This window comes from Pseudomonas sp. LAIL14HWK12:I7, assembly GCF_000483465.1.
Lineage (GTDB): Bacteria > Pseudomonadota > Gammaproteobacteria > Pseudomonadales > Pseudomonadaceae > Aquipseudomonas > Aquipseudomonas kermanshahensis.
Window position 1 is genome coordinate 150087 of sequence record NZ_AXYZ01000004.1, and the last position, 16609, is coordinate 166695.

16 protein-coding genes, 1 tRNA gene and 1 pseudogene are annotated in these 16609 nt (G+C 61.0%); 8 read left to right on the forward strand and 10 right to left on the reverse strand.

Annotated features, from left to right (window positions below; all coding sequences use genetic code 11):
* The first annotated feature begins 18 nt into the window (after positions 1-18).
* From D886_RS0104685 to D886_RS0104695, 3 genes are read left to right on the forward strand one after another with little or no spacing between them, the layout of a single operon-like run.
* Positions 19-1626: a carboxyl transferase domain-containing protein gene (locus D886_RS0104685; protein WP_027592785.1), complete on the forward strand. Its 1608-nt coding sequence runs from the start codon at positions 19-21 to the stop codon at positions 1624-1626.
* 3 nt (positions 1627-1629) lie between these two features.
* Positions 1630-2445, forward strand: a complete 816-nt coding sequence (locus D886_RS0104690) for a gamma-carboxygeranoyl-CoA hydratase (protein ID WP_027592786.1) — start codon at positions 1630-1632, stop codon at positions 2443-2445.
* On the forward strand, positions 2442-4394 hold the full coding sequence (locus D886_RS0104695; protein ID WP_027592787.1) for an acetyl/propionyl/methylcrotonyl-CoA carboxylase subunit alpha: 1953 nt from the start codon (positions 2442-2444) through the stop codon (positions 4392-4394). The genes D886_RS0104690 and D886_RS0104695 overlap by 4 nt, the downstream gene beginning before the upstream one ends.
* Positions 4395-4586: 192 nt before the next feature.
* Here D886_RS0104695 and D886_RS0104700 read toward each other — a convergent pair whose 3' ends face one another.
* The gene (locus D886_RS0104700) at positions 4587-5285 is read right to left on the reverse strand and encodes a LexA family transcriptional regulator (RefSeq protein ID WP_033693983.1); all 699 of its coding nucleotides are present in this window, start codon (positions 5283-5285) and stop codon (positions 4587-4589) included.
* 88 nt (positions 5286-5373) lie between these two features.
* Here D886_RS0104700 and D886_RS0104705 point away from each other — a divergent pair, with 88 nt between their 5' ends.
* A complete protein-coding gene (locus D886_RS0104705; protein WP_027592789.1) occupies positions 5374-5685 on the forward strand; it encodes a DUF6124 family protein in 312 nt (103 codons plus the stop codon).
* A 435-nt stretch (positions 5686-6120) separates the two neighbouring features.
* A complete protein-coding gene (locus D886_RS0104710; protein WP_027592790.1) occupies positions 6121-6636 on the forward strand; it encodes a DUF4880 domain-containing protein in 516 nt (171 codons plus the stop codon).
* 38 nt (positions 6637-6674) lie between these two features.
* Here the strand turns inward: D886_RS0104710 and D886_RS26755 are convergent, their stop codons facing one another.
* Positions 6675-7262 (reverse strand): DMT family transporter, encoded by a 588-nt coding sequence (locus D886_RS26755; protein WP_177323875.1) that lies wholly within the window; start codon positions 7260-7262, stop codon positions 6675-6677.
* A gap of 47 nt (positions 7263-7309) precedes the next feature.
* Between D886_RS26755 and D886_RS28745 the strand changes: the two are divergent.
* Both D886_RS28745 and D886_RS28175 read left to right on the forward strand, forming a co-directional pair.
* Positions 7310-7570: pseudogene (locus D886_RS28745) on the forward strand (type VI secretion system contractile sheath large subunit); the annotation flags it as partial.
* 1615 nt (positions 7571-9185) lie between these two features.
* Entirely contained in the window at positions 9186-9326 is a 141-nt protein-coding gene (locus D886_RS28175; RefSeq protein WP_155951408.1) for a hypothetical protein, read from the forward strand.
* On the opposite strand, the gene D886_RS27400 is transcribed toward D886_RS28175, so the two are convergent.
* The 8 genes from D886_RS27400 to D886_RS0104760 form a co-directional block, all read right to left on the reverse strand.
* Positions 9314-9943, reverse strand: a complete 630-nt coding sequence (locus tag D886_RS27400) for an integrase arm-type DNA-binding domain-containing protein (RefSeq protein ID WP_050580723.1) — start codon at positions 9941-9943, stop codon at positions 9314-9316. The genes D886_RS28175 and D886_RS27400 overlap by 13 nt on opposite strands.
* A gap of 229 nt (positions 9944-10172) precedes the next feature.
* Positions 10173-10248: transfer RNA gene (locus D886_RS0104730), tRNA-Gly, on the reverse strand.
* A 63-nt stretch (positions 10249-10311) separates the two neighbouring features.
* Complete coding sequence (pgsA, locus tag D886_RS0104735; RefSeq protein WP_027592792.1) at positions 10312-10872, reverse strand: CDP-diacylglycerol--glycerol-3-phosphate 3-phosphatidyltransferase; 561 nt, start codon at positions 10870-10872, stop codon at positions 10312-10314.
* A gap of 33 nt (positions 10873-10905) precedes the next feature.
* Positions 10906-12729, reverse strand: a complete 1824-nt coding sequence (uvrC, locus tag D886_RS0104740) for an excinuclease ABC subunit UvrC (protein ID WP_027592793.1) — start codon at positions 12727-12729, stop codon at positions 10906-10908.
* A gap of 5 nt (positions 12730-12734) precedes the next feature.
* A complete protein-coding gene (gene uvrY, locus D886_RS0104745; RefSeq protein ID WP_027592794.1) occupies positions 12735-13373 on the reverse strand; it encodes a UvrY/SirA/GacA family response regulator transcription factor in 639 nt (212 codons plus the stop codon).
* A gap of 63 nt (positions 13374-13436) precedes the next feature.
* Complete coding sequence (locus D886_RS0104750) at positions 13437-13826, reverse strand: helix-turn-helix domain-containing protein (protein ID WP_027592795.1); 390 nt, start codon at positions 13824-13826, stop codon at positions 13437-13439.
* Between the two features lie 121 nt (positions 13827-13947).
* Positions 13948-14379: a GNAT family N-acetyltransferase gene (locus tag D886_RS0104755; protein WP_027592796.1), complete on the reverse strand. Its 432-nt coding sequence runs from the start codon at positions 14377-14379 to the stop codon at positions 13948-13950.
* A gap of 13 nt (positions 14380-14392) precedes the next feature.
* Positions 14393-14779: a DUF488 domain-containing protein gene (locus tag D886_RS0104760; protein ID WP_027592797.1), complete on the reverse strand. Its 387-nt coding sequence runs from the start codon at positions 14777-14779 to the stop codon at positions 14393-14395.
* 128 nt (positions 14780-14907) lie between these two features.
* On the opposite strand from D886_RS0104760, the gene D886_RS0104765 reads away from it, so the two are divergent.
* Complete coding sequence (locus D886_RS0104765; protein WP_027592798.1) at positions 14908-16524, forward strand: inorganic phosphate transporter; 1617 nt, start codon at positions 14908-14910, stop codon at positions 16522-16524.
* Positions 16525-16609 lie beyond the last annotated feature (85 nt).

The window sequence follows — 16609 nt, forward strand, 5'->3', positions numbered from 1 at the left end:
CACAAGGGACGGGCGCACATGGCTACCTTGCATACCCAGATCAACCCGCGATCGGCGGAATTCGCCGGCAACAGCGCGGCCATGCTCGAACAGGTCCAGGCCCTGCGTGGCCTGCTCGCGCACATTGCGCAGGGCGGCGGCCCCAAGGCCCAGGAACGGCACACCTCACGCGGCAAACTGCTGCCGCGTGAACGCATCGACCGCCTGCTGGACGCAGGCTCCCCCTTCCTTGAAATCGGCCAGCTGGCGGCCCACGAGGTGTATGGCGAAGACGTGCCGGCCGCCGGCGTGATTGCTGGCATTGGCCGGGTAGAAGGCGTGGAATGCATGATCGTGGCCAACGACGCCACGGTCAAAGGCGGCTCGTACTACCCGCTGACCGTCAAAAAGCACCTGCGCGCGCAGACCATCGCCCTGCAAAACCGCCTGCCGTGCATCTACCTGGTGGACTCCGGCGGCGCCAACCTGCCCCGCCAGGACGAAGTGTTCCCCGACCGCGAGCACTTCGGGCGCATTTTCTTCAACCAGGCCAACATGAGCGCGCTGGGCATCCCGCAGCTCGCCGTGGTCATGGGCTCGTGCACCGCCGGTGGCGCCTATGTGCCCGCCATGGCCGACGAAGCGATCATGGTGCGCCAGCAGGCCACCATCTTCCTGGCTGGCCCGCCGCTGGTGAAGGCCGCGACCGGTGAAGTGGTGAGTGCCGAAGACCTCGGCGGCGCCGACGTGCACTGCCGCATCAGCGGCGTGGCCGACCACTACGCCGACAATGACGAACACGCCCTGGCCCTGGCCCGGCGCAGCGTGGCCAACCTCAACTGGCACAAGCTGGGCAAACTGCAGTGCCAGGCGCCCATCGCCCCGCTGTACGCTGCCGATGAGCTGTACGGCGTGGTGCCGGCCGACGCCAAGCAACCGTTCGATGTGCGCGAGGTCATCGCCCGCCTGGTCGATGGCTCGGTGTTCGACGAGTTCAAGGCACTGTTCGGCACCACCTTGGTGTGCGGCTTCGCCCACCTGCACGGCTACCCGATCGCGATCCTGGCCAACAACGGCATTCTGTTTGCCGAAGCCGCGCAAAAAGGCGCGCACTTCATCGAGCTGGCTTGCCAGCGCGGCATCCCGCTGCTGTTCCTGCAGAACATCACCGGCTTCATGGTCGGCAAAAAGTACGAAGAAGGCGGCATCGCCAAGCACGGCGCCAAGCTGGTAACCGCAGTGGCCTGTGCCCAGGTGCCGAAGTTCACCGTGATCATCGGTGGCAGCTTCGGTGCCGGCAACTATGGCATGTGCGGCCGCGCTTACGACCCCCGCTTCCTGTGGATGTGGCCCAACGCACGCATCGGCGTGATGGGTGCCGAACAAGCCGCTGGCGTGCTGGCCCAGGTCAAGCGCGAACAAAGCGAGCGCAGCGGTCAGCCGTTCAGCGCCGAAGACGAAGCCAAGCTCAAGCAGCCGATCCTCGACCAGTACGAACACCAGGGCCACCCCTACTACTCCAGCGCCCGGCTGTGGGACGACGGCGTTATCGACCCGGCGCAAACCCGCGACGTGCTCGGCCTGGCGTTGTCTGCTGCGCTGAACGCCCCGATCGAACAGAGCCGCTTCGGCATTTTCCGGATGTGACCCATGAACGATTTCAGCACCCTAGAAGTGGTCAAGGACCCTCGCGGCTTCGCCACCCTGTGGCTCAGCCGCGAAGACAAGAACAACGCCTTCAACGCACAGATGATCCGCGAACTGATCGTCGCCCTCGGCCAGATCGCCGAAGACAGCAGCCTGCGTTTTCTGCTGCTGCGTGGCCGTGGCCGGCACTTCAGCGCCGGCGCCGACCTGGCCTGGATGCAGCAGTCTGCGCAATTGGACTTCAACACCAACCTCGATGACGCCCACGAGCTCGGCGAGCTGATGTACGCCCTGCACCGGCTCAAGGCGCCGACCCTGGCCGTGGTGCAAGGCGCGGCCTTTGGCGGCGCCCTGGGCCTGATCAGTTGCTGCGACATGGCCATCGGCGCCGAAGACGCCCAACTGTGCCTGTCGGAAGTGCGCATCGGCCTGGCCCCGGCCGTGATCAGCCCATTCGTGGTCAAGGCCATCGGCGAACGCGCTACCCGCCGCTACGCCCTCACCGCCGAGCGCTTCAGCGGCGTGCGGGCCCGTGAACTGGGCCTGCTGGCCGAGGTGTACCCCGCCCACGAGCTGGATGCCCACGTCGAGGCCTGGGTCGCCAACCTGCTGCTCAACAGCCCGCAAGCCCTGCGCGCCAGCAAAGACCTGCTACGCGAGGTCGACGACGGCGAGCTGAGCCCTGCCCTGCGCCGCTACTGCGAAAACACCATCGCCCGCATCCGCGTCAGCGCCGAAGGCCAGGAGGGCCTACGCGCCTTCCTCGAAAAGCGCCGCCCTGCCTGGCAAACCGACGACAACAAGGAGCCGCGCCCATGAGCCGCACCCCGTTGACCACCCTGCTGGTCGCCAACCGCGGTGAAATCGCCTGCCGGGTGATGCGCACCGCCAAGGCCATGGGCCTGACCACCGTCGCCGTGCACAGCGCCACCGACCGTGACGCCCGGCACAGCCGCGAGGCCGATATCCGCGTCGACCTCGGCGGCACCAAGGCCGCCGAAAGCTACCTGCAGGTCGACAAACTGCTGGCCGCCGCCAAAGCCAGCGGCGCCCAGGCCATCCACCCGGGCTATGGCTTTCTTTCAGAAAACGCTGGCTTTGCCCGCGCCATCGAACACGCCGGGCTGATCTTCCTCGGCCCACCGGCCAGCGCCATCGACGCGATGGGCAGCAAGTCAGCGGCCAAAGCACTGATGGAAGCTGCCGGCGTGCCCCTGGTACCGGGCTACCATGGCGAAGCTCAAGATTTGGAAACCTTCCGCGCCGCCGCCGAGCGCATCGGCTACCCGGTACTGCTGAAGGCCAGCGCCGGTGGAGGTGGCAAGGGCATGAAAGTGGTCGAGGACGAAAGCCAACTGGCCGACGCCCTGGCCTCGGCGCAGCGCGAGGCGCAATCGTCGTTCGGCGATGCCCGCATGCTGGTTGAAAAGTACGTACTCAAGCCCCGCCACGTAGAAATCCAGGTGTTCGCCGACCAGCACGGCAACTGCCTGTACCTCAACGAACGAGACTGCTCGATCCAGCGCCGCCACCAGAAGGTGGTCGAAGAAGCCCCCGCCCCCGGCTTGTCGCCCGAGCTGCGCCGGGCCATGGGCGAGGCCGCAGTGCGCGCCGCCCAAGCCATCGGCTATGTGGGTGCAGGCACGGTGGAATTCCTGCTCGATGCCCGTGGCGAATTCTTCTTCATGGAGATGAACACCCGCCTGCAGGTCGAGCACCCGGTCACCGAAGCCATCACCGGCCTCGACCTGGTGGCCTGGCAGATCCGCGTGGCCTGTGGCGAGGCGTTGCCGATCACGCAGGACCAGGTACCGCTGATTGGCCACGCCATCGAGGTGCGCCTGTATGCCGAGGACCCAGCCAACGAATTTCTGCCGGCCACTGGCACGCTGACGCTGTACCGCGAGTCGGCGCCGGGCGAAGGGCGCCGGGTCGACAGCGGGGTCAGCGAGGGGGACGTGGTGTCGCCGTTTTACGACCCGATGCTGGGCAAGCTGATTGCCTGGGGTGAAGACCGTGAGCAGGCACGCCTGCGCCTGCTGGCGATGCTCGATGAGTTTGCCATCGGCGGGCTGAAGACCAACATCGCCTTCCTGCGGCGCATCCTCGCGCACCCAGCGTTTGCCGACGCCGAGCTCGACACCGGGTTTATCCCACGTCACCAGGACGTTCTGCTGCCCGCCCCCCAAGCGCTGCCAGCGCCCTTCTGGGAAGCCGCCGCAGAAGCCTGGCTGCAAGGCCAGGCCGGCCAGCAACGGGACGACGACAAACGCTCGCCGTGGGCTGAACGCACTGGCCTGCGCCTGGGCTTGCCCGCGCGCAGCAGCCTGCACCTGACCAGCGCCGGGCAAGACCAGGCGGTGGCACTGGAACGTAGCGCGACATCCACCTGGCAACTCAACGGCGAGCAACTGGTACACGACCAGGCGGGCTTGCGCCGCCAGCACCTGGCGATACGCCGCGGAGCCACGTTGTACCTGCGCTGGGAAGGTGAAATGCATGCCATCGAAGCCTTCGACCCCATCGCCGAAGCCGAGGCCAGCCACAGCCACCAAGGCGGCCTGGGCGCGCCCATGAACGGCAGCATCGTGCGGGTATTGGTCGAGCCAGGCCAGGTGGTAGAAGCCGGCACAGCGCTGGTGGTGCTGGAGGCCATGAAGATGGAGCACAGCATTCGTGCGCCGCATGCCGGCACGGTGAAGGCGCTGTTCTGCCAGGAAGGGGATATGGTCAGCGAAGGGACCGTGCTGGTCGAGCTGGTGGAGTGAACCAAGGGGCCGCGCGCCCATGCCACAGGAATAATTGGCCCGAAACACCTGTAGGAGCAGCCTTGTGCTGCGACGCGCCGCGCGGGCGGCGCTCGATCTCACAGGCGCCACGACAACCCAGCCGTGCATCCAATAGCGGCCTTGCCTGGGCGCCGGGCCGTTCGGAAAGGGCTGCAAAGCAGCCCCAGTACGCTAGAAGCTGCCATGCACCCGCACAACCACCCCCAAAAACTCACAGCCGTCTTCGCATAACAGCGTTGGGTAATTGCTGTTCAATGCCTTCAGATACCGCTGCCCACCTTCCTCAGCCAGCTCACGGAAAATCGCCGGTTTGCCCGGCTGCCGAGCGATAACCAAACGCCCCGGCTCAACCTCCACCCCAGGGTCCACCAGCATCCGCATCCCCTGCGGCACACTGCGGCCACTGGCGGCGCTCATCGCTTCATTCTCAACGGTCAGCCAGAACGCCTTACCCTTGGCCAGGTAGTCCGTCTGCTCGAATACGCTCGCCTCTGCCCCCTCTAGCTCATCCCAGCCCAGCACCGGGTAGCGGAAGCACACGATGTATTGCATGAGGTCCAGGTCATCGTCGGTGTCATCCATGTCATAGCTGCCGCGGTCCTCGCCTACCTGGCCCACAATGCGCAGTTGCAAGCTGACGTTGTAGTGGGGCATGCCAATCTCGACGAACGTGCGGTTCATCGACTCGATCTTCGGCTGGCGCCGTTTGTTCACCCAATGCCCCACGCTGCCTTGAGACACGCCAACGCGTTCAGCAAGCTGTTCTTGGGTGAGCCCAAGCTCCTCCATCCGGTCACGGACGAGGGCAATCCATTTATCCATATTCATCGCTGGCACGATACGGACTGCCTTCAAGCGCTCAATAAACATCCTGTATTATTTATCAGAAAGCATGAAAATACTTAAGGTATTAGTATCGACCTGAACCTTTTCCCTATTGGCATTTGCAGGTATCAGGATGAAACCACCGAAAAACGAAGAAACAGATCTCGACAGCGAAGCGGCCCGCCGTGCCCTCGACTACTACCTCAACCCCAACCCGCCACGCCCCACCATCGAGAACAAAATCTGGACCCTGCACGAAGGCGTAACCGGTGACCAAGCCCAGGAGCACGCCATCGCCCTGCTCCGCTGCGCCGCCGCCACCGCACAAGAAACCGCCGTGCACCAGCACGGTACGCAGCGCGAGCTGACCTTCGCCTTGATGCACATGATGGACATGGCACGCGCACTGCTGGAGCACAAACGCACCGTGCAGACGGGTCTGTAGGTAAAAAATGAAGGGAGAGACGTGATGGCCGTGTAACGGCAATGGCCCCGATTGCCGGGACAAGGAAGCGCATCGGTAAAACTTTTTTACCGAATTAGCGAAATATCATTTGACTGGCAAATGATAACGATTATTATTGCACTCAGCTGATCGCGAGATCTGCTGGATAACCTGGAGCTTAGGTCGCTCTCAGATTATCTCCTCATCAGGCTAATCACGGTTTTTGACCCGGCTTTTTGCCGGGTCTTTTTTTTGGCTCTTCAGGCTAATGAAGATCGTGAATGGCCGGCATGATAGCAAAAGTGTGTCAGACCGTGAACGCTCATTACAAAACTTTGCGGAATCAGCACTTGAGAATCAATCTCGTTTCCACTACGCTGATTACGCATCAAGGAAGATGCCCCCATCCCTCCCCCATTGAGCAAGGAGCTGTCCATGACCCGTCTGCTGCTGCCCCTTGAGCACGAATCCCCTGCCGCCGCGCCCGATGCCGACAATGAACTGTTGCACGGCTTGAAACGGCTGCCTCGGCGTGTCCAGCAAGTGTTCCTGCTCAACCGCCTCGACCAACTGGACTTTGCCAGCATTGCTGCCCGGCTCGATTTGCCCTTGGCAAGCATCGAGCGGCATATGGACCAGGCACTGCAAGCAGGCCGCTCCCGCCGCGATGTGTTGGCGAGTGTTGCCGGGCAATGGTATGTGCGGTTACAGAGCCCCCAGGTGACCGCCTGCGAGCGAATCGACTTTCGCCGTTGGCTGGATGCGGACCAGGCTAACTTGCAGGCGTTTCACGATACAGAGCTGCGCTGGCGCAGCCTGCTGGCCCCAGCACGGCAGCTGGGCCATGACGGTTGGTACCGACAAGGCCGGGCGGCGCTGTCGCTGGGTGGGTGTTCGATTGCGGTTGGGCTGGGTGTGGCGGCGTTGGTGCTGTTTGGCTTTTGGGCCTGATGACGCTACGACATTCACATTCATTGGCTCGCGCTAACTCAGGCTACGAAGTGCAGCACCACCGCGCCCAGTAATACGAGACAGACGCCTGCAATCTGCATCAGCGTTAACCTGTCTTTGTAGAACAGATAACCCAGAATGGCCGCTATCCCGCCCGACATCGTACTTATCACAGTGACGATAGCTACAGCCCCAGTCAACGCACCGTACGAAAACGCCGTAAAACCCGCCAAGTTAAACAGGCTTGCGCAACAGAGCGCACAATAGCCTTTCAGGCCCGGTGAATCCGCAGGTTTGAGCTTGAACATGATGGGCGACAGAAACACCACCCCCACCAGATAGCTGATCCAAAGCATATTGACCGGGCCGATAGCAGGCAACGTGTATTTGCCTTGAACCCAGAAGCTGGTCCCGTACAACGCGGCAGCAACCAACGCAAAAACGTTCGCCGTCCCCGCCGACCTGTATTGCCTGCGGTCATTATTACCAGAGCCGCGCCCCACTATCGCAACGCCGCTGACGCATATCAGCAATCCCACCCATTGTATGGCAGTGATGTGTTCACCACCCATCCAGGCCAGTAACGTTGTAAACATGCCATAGGAGGTGACCAGTGGCGCGACCACGGCAGTCTTCCCTTGCGCAAACGCTCGCGAGAGAGCGACCGCCCCCATTGGCTGAAGAGGGCTTCATCACCCTGACCATGCGCAAGGACAGCGACAACGCGGCGTTCTTCTCTGCCAATTCGGTGCAGAAACCTAAGAACTTCCCCAAGACCCCCGAAGGCTTGCAGGCTCAGACCAACTACAAGCTCGGCACCCAGTTGCCCTATCTGTTCATCGTCAACCGCCTGGCTCACTACATCAAAGTGCTACAGCGCGAACAGATCGGCAGCTGGAAGGAGCGAAGCCGGCGCAGTCAGTACCTGCTTAACCCGCACGACACCCCCGACATGGCAGTTACGGCCCTTGGCTCGAAGGATATGCACCTTGGCGGAATCCGAAGTAACGGACATGTGATATCCGTAGAGGAGGACTTCCAGGGCATCCATCTTTTTGACGATACAATAGGATTTAGGCATGCCGTAGCCGAAAATCGTAAATCGATGACCTCCTTTATCGAGAGTGAACTCGATAAAATAAACAACGCCAAACTAAACGGGTTAGCGACCACACCACAAACCGGCTATGAGAAATCACTGAGCAACGCCACTGCCAAACTCACAGAGCTGGAAAACGAAGTGAGCACGCTCAAGAACCTGAAAAATGATTTTCGTGCTGGAATCGAGAAAAAATATCGCTCAGCACAATCCGCCTCGACGGAACTGGACGACCTCATCAGCGGAAAAAACAACGCAGATTTCTCGCTTGCCAAAGCAAAAGACGGCGATGAAATTAGTGGCCTCTTGAATGATTTTGAATATACATATCAGGATGAGCAGTTCAGTGGCATCACGGAGATCATTGACGCAGCAAGAATTAAAGCAGGTGCTATACCCGAGGGTGAAGCGAGCCTTGACTACTGGAAACGCTTGCTGACAGACCTGCAAGCGGATCTTAAAAAAAAGTACAACACCCTGCAAAGGGGCCACAATGCACAACTGGACCAGATTCAAAAAGCTGAACGTCAACTCAGCGTAAATTTCCACCACTATGAAGACAGCGTATTGGCTTCGCTGAGAAAAACACACGCTTCTTATAAAACCAGTTTGAAGGGCCTCACGGGCGCAACATCATTCAACCCCTCGGTCATTCCCGATCATACTGCTCCTGTATCGAGGTTGAATGCAATCGGCCATGGATACTCAGATAAAACCGGGTTGGCAGAATCACAAATAATCCGCTATGAACGTAGGGGCGGCAAAGCAAAGGGGATAAGAACATCACCCGAAAAATTCTACGGAATGCTGATCAATGATTTCAAAGAAAGAATGAAAGCCACGCCAGGAGAACTGCGCAGACTCACCCAAACCCCCTACAAATCCATTACTGCCACGGAATGGCATAATTTATTCAAGAAAAAATATGGAAGCATCCGCCTCATTAGCTGCAATTTGGCATTAGAGGTAAACGGCACTTCATTCGCTCGACGACTGAGCGCCATTTCCGGACTTCCGGTCAAAGCCTCAACAGAACGGATTTTTGCCACGATCACGGACAGCACAGCACTTTACACAAAATACAAATACGCGAAACTACTAAGAAAGACTAAAGGTAATTTCAGCCAATTCTTCAACGCTACGCTTTCGGAGCCAAGACATACGCTACATCTCCCCAAGCTTGACATGCCTGATTTTTACCGTTCCCCCACAAGACAGTACAGTAGTGGAATGTGGGAGGCACTGCCAGGGATTTCCTATAACATGCCTACCGTATCTGTAACCATTTGACGCAACAGACTAAGGTCTGTATGAAAAGTCTTGAGAAAGGTCAGGCAAGGTGAAAACAGCCGAGAAAGCGGAGTTTACGGGTTGTAAATGAGCACTGTAATCACACCCTCGACGGACCCACCCGTCGAGGGAAGGCCTTTCTCATTTCTGGAGGCCTTTCATGAAACTGGAACTCGCTCTATACCAGGCACTGATATCGATCAACGTCACAGACGACAAAGCCACGGCTGTCATCCAAGCACTGGAGAATGACTTGCTCACTCAACTTGCGACCAAAGCTGACCTGGCTCATCTGTTATGACGCACCTTCGGCTTGGGCAATGCCACGATGTCCAGGTCTGCAGCCGGGTTGCTGGCCAGCCCCTTCTCAACCATGGTGTAGCGAAACAACTGGTTCAGCCACGAGCGGCACTTCTCGGCAGTGGTCATCGCCTTGCGCCGCTCGATCTTACGCAGCACTTCCAGCACGTGCTGGCGAGACACTTCGATGATCGGCAGATCCCCCAGCCAAGGCAGAATGTCCTTGGTGAAGTGCCGCTCGATCTGCTCCAACGTGCTCTGCCGTCCACGCTTTAGGCTCAAAGCCCTGAAGACGTACCAGTTGTCGTAGACGGCGCGAAAGGCGTTCTCGGACGCAGAACAGGCTGCCAAGCGGGCTTCACGGCGGTTGGCGCGGGGATCAACGCCCTGGGCAACCAGTGCACGCGCCTGGTCCCGCGCCTCCCTGGCCTCCTTCAGGCTGACGGCCGGGTAGACGCCCATCGAGATGCGGGCCTGCTTGCCCAACCAGTAGAAACGGAAGTGCCACTGCTTGGCGCCCTTGGCACAGACGAACAGTGCAAGGCCAGCGGTGTCTTTGAGGGTGTAGTTCTTGCCGGTGGGCTTCGCCTGACGGACAGCGGTATCAGTCAATGGCATGTGTACATCTCCCGGTCTCGTAAGGTCGAGGAGATGTATATCGATGCCCAAGGCCCGGCTCAGCCATCAATCCGCTACGCCAACCACCCGGAATCGCTGTACTTAAAAATGTACTTAAATGTCGTGGCTGAAGGTGGATTCAGGCAGACTGCGCTGGAACGAAAAAAGACGCCGAAGCGTCTATTTTCAACGACTTACAGACTTCCTTGGAACTCTGTAGATCTATAATTGGAGCGGGAAACGAGACTCGAACTCGCGACCCCGACCTTGGCAAGGTCGTGCTCTACCAACTGAGCTATTCCCGCGTCGTGATGGGTGCCATTCTAGCGATATCTAAAACGGCGTCAACCCCTTGATTCAAAAAAGTTTTATTTTTGTTCCGAGCCTTCGCGCAAGTGCGGCCAGGCGGCCAGCAGGTAATGCGCCATCGACCACAGCGTCAGCCCTGCCGCCACCAGCAGCAGGCCGTAACCCAGAATCACCCACATCGTCACCGCAGGTGGGTTGCCCAGCAGAATGACCAGCGCCAGCATCTGCGCCGCGGTCTTCCACTTGCCGAGGTTGGACACCGCCACGTGCGCCCTCGCCCCCAGTTCGGCCATCCACTCGCGCAGCGCCGAAACGACGATCTCGCGGCCGATGATCACCGCTGCGGGCAAGGTCAGCCAGAAGTTGGCGTGTACCTGCACCAGCAGCACCAGCGCCACGGCGACCATCAGTTTGTCTGCCACTGGGTCCAGGAAGGCACCGAACGGCGTGCTCTGCTGCAGGCGACGCGCCAGGTAGCCGTCCAGCCAGTCGGTGGCGGCGGCAACGGCAAACACACTGCTGGCGGCCATATAGCTCCAGTGATAGGGCATATAGAACAGCAGGATGAAGATCGGGATGAGCAGGACGCGTAGAACGGTGAGCAGGTTTGGAATATTCATCGGTACGACTGGCTGCGGGTTGAGCCCGGCATTCTACTCGCTATGCAGGCTGGCATAAATCGACTCGGCAAGCTTTTTACTGATGCCGGGGGCTTTGGCGATCTCATCGATACTGGCGCGGTTGAGCTCTTGCAGGCCGCCGAAGTGTTTCAGCAGGTCGCGCCGGCGCTTGGGGCCGACCCCGGCCACGTCCTCTAGGCTGGACACGCGACGGGCCTTGCCGCGGCGCGCGCGGTGGCCGGTGATGGCGAAGCGGTGGGCTTCGTCGCGGATCTGCTGGATAAGGTGCAGCGCCGGTGAGTCGCCCTTGAGGGTGAACTCGTGGTGCACGTCGTTGAGGTACAGGGTTTCGAAACCGGCCTTGCGGGTCACGCCTTTGGCCACGCCGAGCAGGGTCAGGTCGGTGAAGGCCAGCTCCTGCATCACGTCGCGGGCCATGTTCAACTGGCCTTTGCCGCCGTCTACCAGCAAGACGTCGGGCAACTTGCCCTCGCCGTCCTTGATGCGCCCGTAGCGGCGGGTCAGGGCCTGGTGCATGGCGGCGTAGTCGTCACCGGCGGTGACGCCTTCGATGTTGAAGCGGCGGTAGTCGGACTTGATCGGGCCTTCGGGGCCGAACACCACGCAGCTGGCCACGGTGGCTTCGCCGCTGGAGTGGCTGATGTCGTAGCACTCCAGGCGCTGCGGCACTTCGTCCAGGCCCAGCACCTGGGCCAGGGCCTCGAAGCGCGCGGCCATGTGCTGGCGGTTGGCCAGGCGGGCGTTGAGGGCCTGTTCGGCGTTGGTCACGGCCAATTGCTGCCAGCGGGCCCGAGTGCCGCGCACCCGGTGGGTGATGGTCAGCTCGCGGCCGCGTAGGGTCTGCAGTGCTTCGCTGATGGCTTCGAAGTCTTCGTGCACCACGTTGACGATGAGTTCGCCAGGCAGCTCACGCTCAGCGTTGCCCACGTAGTACTGGGACAGGAACGCGGCCATGACTTCAGCCACCTCCTCCTCGATGCCCACCTGTGGGAAGAAGTTTTTGCTGCCCAGCACCCGCCCGCCACGCACGCTGATCAGGTGCACGCAGGCGCCACCGGGGTTGACGAAGGCCGCGATGACGTCGACGTCGCCGGTACCGCCTTCGATGTACTGCTGGTCCTGCACGCGGCGCAACAGGGCGATCTGGTCGCGCAGTTCGGCGGCCTTCTCGAAATTGAGGGCCATGGCGGCCTTCTCCATTTCGGCATTGAGCTCGTTACCCAACTGTTGGCTGCGGCCTTCGAGGAACATCACCGAGTGGCGGATATCGTCGGCGTACTCGTCTTTATCCACCAGGCCGACACACGGCCCTTTGCAGCGTTTGATCTGGTACTGCAGGCACGGCCGGGTGCGGTTGGCGTAGTAGCTGTCTTCGCACTGGCGCACCGAAAAGGCCTTTTGCAACAGGCTGAGGCTTTCGCGAATGGCGCCGGCGCTGGGGTACGGGCCGAAGTAACGGCCCTTGGCTTTTTTTGCACCGCGGTGGATGCCTAGGCGCGGGAAGTCGCCGTCAGACAGGAAGACATAAGGGTAAGACTTGTCGTCGCGCAACAGGATGTTGTACGGCGGCCGCCATTCCTTGATCAGGTTCTGCTCCAGCAGCAGCGCCTCGGTCTCGTTGGCGGTGATGGTGGTCTCGACCTGGGCGATACGGCCGACCAGCGCGGCGGTCTTGGGCGCCAGGCCGGTTTTGCGGAAATAGCTGGCCAGACGCTTCTTGAGGTTTTTGGCCTTGCCCACGTAGAGCAGCCGCGCCTCGGCGTCGAACATACGGTAGACGCCCGGGCGACCGCTGCAGGTCGCCAGGAACGCGCTGGCATCAAAAGCTTGGGGCATGAGGTTTACAGGCTTGCGTCAACCATACCGTGGCGAACGGCCAGCAAGGTCAGTTCGACGTCGCTGGTGACCGAGAGTTTTTCAAAGATCCGATAACGGTAAGTATTGACGGTCTTGGGCGAGAGGCACAACTTGTCCGAGATGATCTGCACCTTCTGGCAGCCGACGATCATCAAGGCGATCTGGATTTCCCGCTCGGACAAAGCATCAAACGGCGAGCCTTGCGGCTGGAACGACTTCAGCGCCAATTGCTGGGCGATTTGCGGGCTGATGTAGCGCTGGCCGGCAAAGGCCAGGCGAATGGCCTGGACCATTTCGTCGAGCCCGGCACCCTTGGTCAGGTAACCGGCCGCGCCGGCTTGCAGCAGGCGCGTGGGGAATGGGTCTTCCTCGCACACGGTGACAGCGACCACCTTGATGTCGGGGTGGCTGCGCAACAGTTTACGGGTAGCCTCCAGGCCACCGATGCCCGGCATTTTCACGTCCATCAGGACGACGTCCGGCTTCAGTTCCCGGGCCAGCTTCAGCGCCGCCTCCCCTGAATCCCCCTCACCCACCACCTGCAAGCCGTCGATGTCGGCCAGCATGCGTGTAATACCGGTTCGTACCAGATCGTGATCATCGACCACTAAGACCCTAATCAAGCACACACCTCGTCTACAGGGCGATTGGATCCCGCCACCTTAACAAAATTTTTCATGGCGGGCCTAACGCAAAACTTCTGTCAGATAGGCCTGACGGCCAAGTGTGAAAGGCCTCACTGTTTCACGGCTTTTAACCTCACCTGACAAACGCCCCAGCAAGTGCCAGAGCGCTGCTTGATCGGCGAGCGGCAATTGCCGAAAGGCCCCCAGCAATTCGGCCTCATCCTGGGTCATGTTTTCCAGCGGCGCGGGGGTGCGCACACCGCTGAGCACGTAGAGGGCATCCACGCCATGGGCGGCCACTGCGGCCAGGTAATCGGCACGCGGCGTGCGTTCGCCACTTTCGTACTTACCCTGGGCATTGGGCTCGACCCCGCCAATGTCACCAAACACCCGCTGGGTCATCCCCAACCGCTCACGTTCTTCCCGCAGTCGCGGACCGAATCCATTCATAGGGTGCATCTCCTTAGTCCCTAGACATCATCCAACGCCGCTCACCTTCCTGTAAGCAGCTGTAAATTCCTGGGTCCACTATGCCCATGGTCACCGGCCACGACAAGCCATCACTGAGCTATCAGTCGATTGCGCGCTGCATGCGCACGAAGCACTCATCCTCGCCCATTTCGACAAAGCCCCTGCGCTGATACAACTGCCTGGCCGGGTTGCTGCGGAACACCATCAAACGCAGCAGTGGCAGGCGCCGCTGCTGCGCCCAACCGGCGAGCGCCTCCAACACCCCACTGCCGATACCGCGCCCGCGGTGCTCGGGCAGCAGGTGCAACTCGCGAATGAACAGTGCCTGGCGGTCTTGGCTGAGGCTGCAGTAGCCCAGCAACGTGTCACCGTCCATCACCAGCCATTGCTCACGCCAGCTCCAGGCCTGGTCGAAGGCGTCTTCGAGCCACAACAGGTCGAACTCACGGTAGTACGGCAGCATGGCCCGGCGCGTAAGGTCGCGGGCAAAGCTGCGGTAGGCGTCGGTGGCAGGTACGAGGTTCATGGCCATTATTGTGCACTGCTCAGGTGGCGTAGCACACCGGCGAGCTGCCTGGGCCACGGCGTTCCAGCTCATCCTCCAGCCACTCGGCGAGCACCTGGGCATTGTTGTGCTCGGTGTTTTTGGCGGCATACAGCAAGGTCAGCGGCCCTTTGGCCGCCAGGTCCAGCAGTGGGTACCAGTGCTCGGGGTGAGCGGCCAGCTGTTGCTGGTAGCGCTGGGTGAAACCGGCGAAATCCACCTCCCCCTGGTGAAACGCCCTGCGCAATTCGTCCGAAGGTGCCACCTCGCGCAACCATTGGCCCTGCAAGTCTTCCTTGCGTTTGTTGCGCGGCCACAGGCGGTCGACCAGCACGCGCTGGCCATCTTCGTCGGCGGCCGCTTCGTAGACACGTTTGCAGCGGATCATGGCTTTCTCCCGCATTTACCGTCTGTCTTGAGCCTAGTGAATTCATTGACCGAGGTCACGGACCGGTCACGAATTGCTCCTAAGCTCACAGCCTTCGGCACCTTCGCCCGACGCCAACCGGAGCCCCCATGGCAACCCCGTCCCTGGCCAGCCAGCCGCCACTGGCCCAACGCGATTCCCGCCCGCAGCTGTCCCACAAGCCCGGGCGTGCCACCCTGGTTTTGTTCTTCGGCCTGCTACTGGCAGGCATCGCCTACACAGCCTGGAGCCTTAAACAGGACGTCAGCGCCAGCGGCACGGTGATCACCACCGTTACCCCCTTCCTGTTGTTGGGCCTGGCGCTGCTGATTGCCCTGGGCTTCGAGTTCGTCAACGGCTTCCATGACACCGCCAACGCCGTCGCCACGGTTATTTACACCCACTCTTTGCCGGCACCGGTGGCCGTGGTTTGGTCGGGGTTATGCAACTTCCTGGGGGTGCTGCTTTCCAGCGGCGCGGTGGCCTTTGGCATCATTGCCTTGTTGCCGGTCGAGCTGATTTTGCAGGTAGGTTCTTCGGCCGGTTTCGCCATGGTCTTCGCCCTGCTGCTGGCCGCGATCATCTGGAACCTGGGCACCTGGTGGCTGGGCTTGCCGGCGTCCTCCTCGCACACGCTGATTGGCTCGATTATCGGCGTAGGCGTGGCCAATGCGCTGATGCATGGGCGGGACGGCACCAGCGGCGTGGATTGGGCCCAAGCCAGCAAGGTGGGGTATGCCCTGCTGTTTTCGCCACTGATCGGCTTTGCCTGCGCGGCCCTGTTGCTGCTGGCGCTGCGCGCGCTGGTCAAGCGCAAAGAGCTGTACCAGGCACCGGAAGGCCAGACGCCGCCACCGTGGTGGATCCGTGGCGTACTGATCCTGACCTGCACCGGGGTATCGTTTGCCCATGGCTCCAACGATGGGCAAAAAGGCATGGGGCTGATCATGCTGATTCTGGTCGGCACGCTGCCGATGGCGTATGCACTGAACAAGACCATGCCCAGCGAGCAGGCCCTGCAGTTTTCGGCCGTGGCCGAAGTAACGCGCCAGGCCCTGGTGCGCCATGACCCGCAAGCGGCGCCCGCAGACCCGCGCCAAACCTTGACTGCGTTCATCGCCGAACCCAAGCCCAACCCGCAACTGGTACCAGCCCTGGCCGCCCTCACCGGCATGATCGGCGAAGAGGTGAAGGGTTACGGTTCGCTCAAGCGCGTGCCGGCCGAAGCCATGGCCAACGTACGCAATGACATGTACCTGACCAGCGAAGCCATCCGTTTGCTCGACAAGCACCAGCTGACAAACTTCGATGCCGACACCCGCAGCCATGTGCAACTGTTCAAGACACAGCTGGACGACGCCACGCGCTACATTCCTCTGTGGGTCAAGGTAGCTGTGGCCATCGCGCTGGGGCTGGGGACCATGGTCGGCTGGCGGCGCATCGTAGTGACAGTGGGCGAGAAGATCGGCAAGACCCACCTGAGCTATGCCCAAGGCGCATCGGCGGAGGTAGTTGCGATGTGCACCATCGGGGCGGCCGACATGTTCGGGCTGCCGGTCTCGACTACCCACGTGCTGAGCTCGGGTGTGGCCGGGACCATGGTCGCCAATGGCTCGGGGATTCAGCAGCGTACGTTGATCAACTTACTGATGGCCTGGGTGCTGACCCTGCCCGCGGCAATGCTGCTGGCAGGTAGCCTGTACTGGCTTCTTAACCAGATTTTCTAGGCTGCAATAAAGAACCTGTGGGAGCGGGCTTGCCCGCGAATGTGATGGTGGACCTACCACAGCATTCGCGGGCAAGCCCGCTCCC

Coding starts and splice junctions, on each gene's coding strand:
- D886_RS0104705 (WP_027592789.1), top strand. CDS start 5,374: ATGAAACCACCGAAAAACGAAGAAACAGATCTCGACAGCGAAGCGGCC.
- D886_RS0104710 (WP_027592790.1), top strand. CDS start 6,121: ATGACCCGTCTGCTGCTGCCCCTTGAGCACGAATCCCCTGCCGCCGCG.
- D886_RS0104765 (WP_027592798.1), top strand. CDS start 14,908: ATGGCAACCCCGTCCCTGGCCAGCCAGCCGCCACTGGCCCAACGCGAT.
- D886_RS0104760 (WP_027592797.1), bottom strand. CDS start 14,779: ATGATCCGCTGCAAACGTGTCTACGAAGCGGCCGCCGACGAAGATGGC.
- D886_RS0104700 (WP_033693983.1), bottom strand. CDS start 5,285: ATGTTTATTGAGCGCTTGAAGGCAGTCCGTATCGTGCCAGCGATGAAT.
- D886_RS0104685 (WP_027592785.1), top strand. CDS start 19: ATGGCTACCTTGCATACCCAGATCAACCCGCGATCGGCGGAATTCGCC.
- pgsA (WP_027592792.1), bottom strand. CDS start 10,872: ATGAATATTCCAAACCTGCTCACCGTTCTACGCGTCCTGCTCATCCCG.
- D886_RS0104750 (WP_027592795.1), bottom strand. CDS start 13,826: ATGAATGGATTCGGTCCGCGACTGCGGGAAGAACGTGAGCGGTTGGGG.
- D886_RS28175 (WP_155951408.1), top strand. CDS start 9,186: ATGAAACTGGAACTCGCTCTATACCAGGCACTGATATCGATCAACGTC.
- D886_RS0104755 (WP_027592796.1), bottom strand. CDS start 14,379: ATGGCCATGAACCTCGTACCTGCCACCGACGCCTACCGCAGCTTTGCC.
- D886_RS0104695 (WP_027592787.1), top strand. CDS start 2,442: ATGAGCCGCACCCCGTTGACCACCCTGCTGGTCGCCAACCGCGGTGAA.
- D886_RS27400 (WP_050580723.1), bottom strand. CDS start 9,943: ATGCCATTGACTGATACCGCTGTCCGTCAGGCGAAGCCCACCGGCAAG.
- uvrC (WP_027592793.1), bottom strand. CDS start 12,729: ATGCCCCAAGCTTTTGATGCCAGCGCGTTCCTGGCGACCTGCAGCGGT.
- D886_RS0104690 (WP_027592786.1), top strand. CDS start 1,630: ATGAACGATTTCAGCACCCTAGAAGTGGTCAAGGACCCTCGCGGCTTC.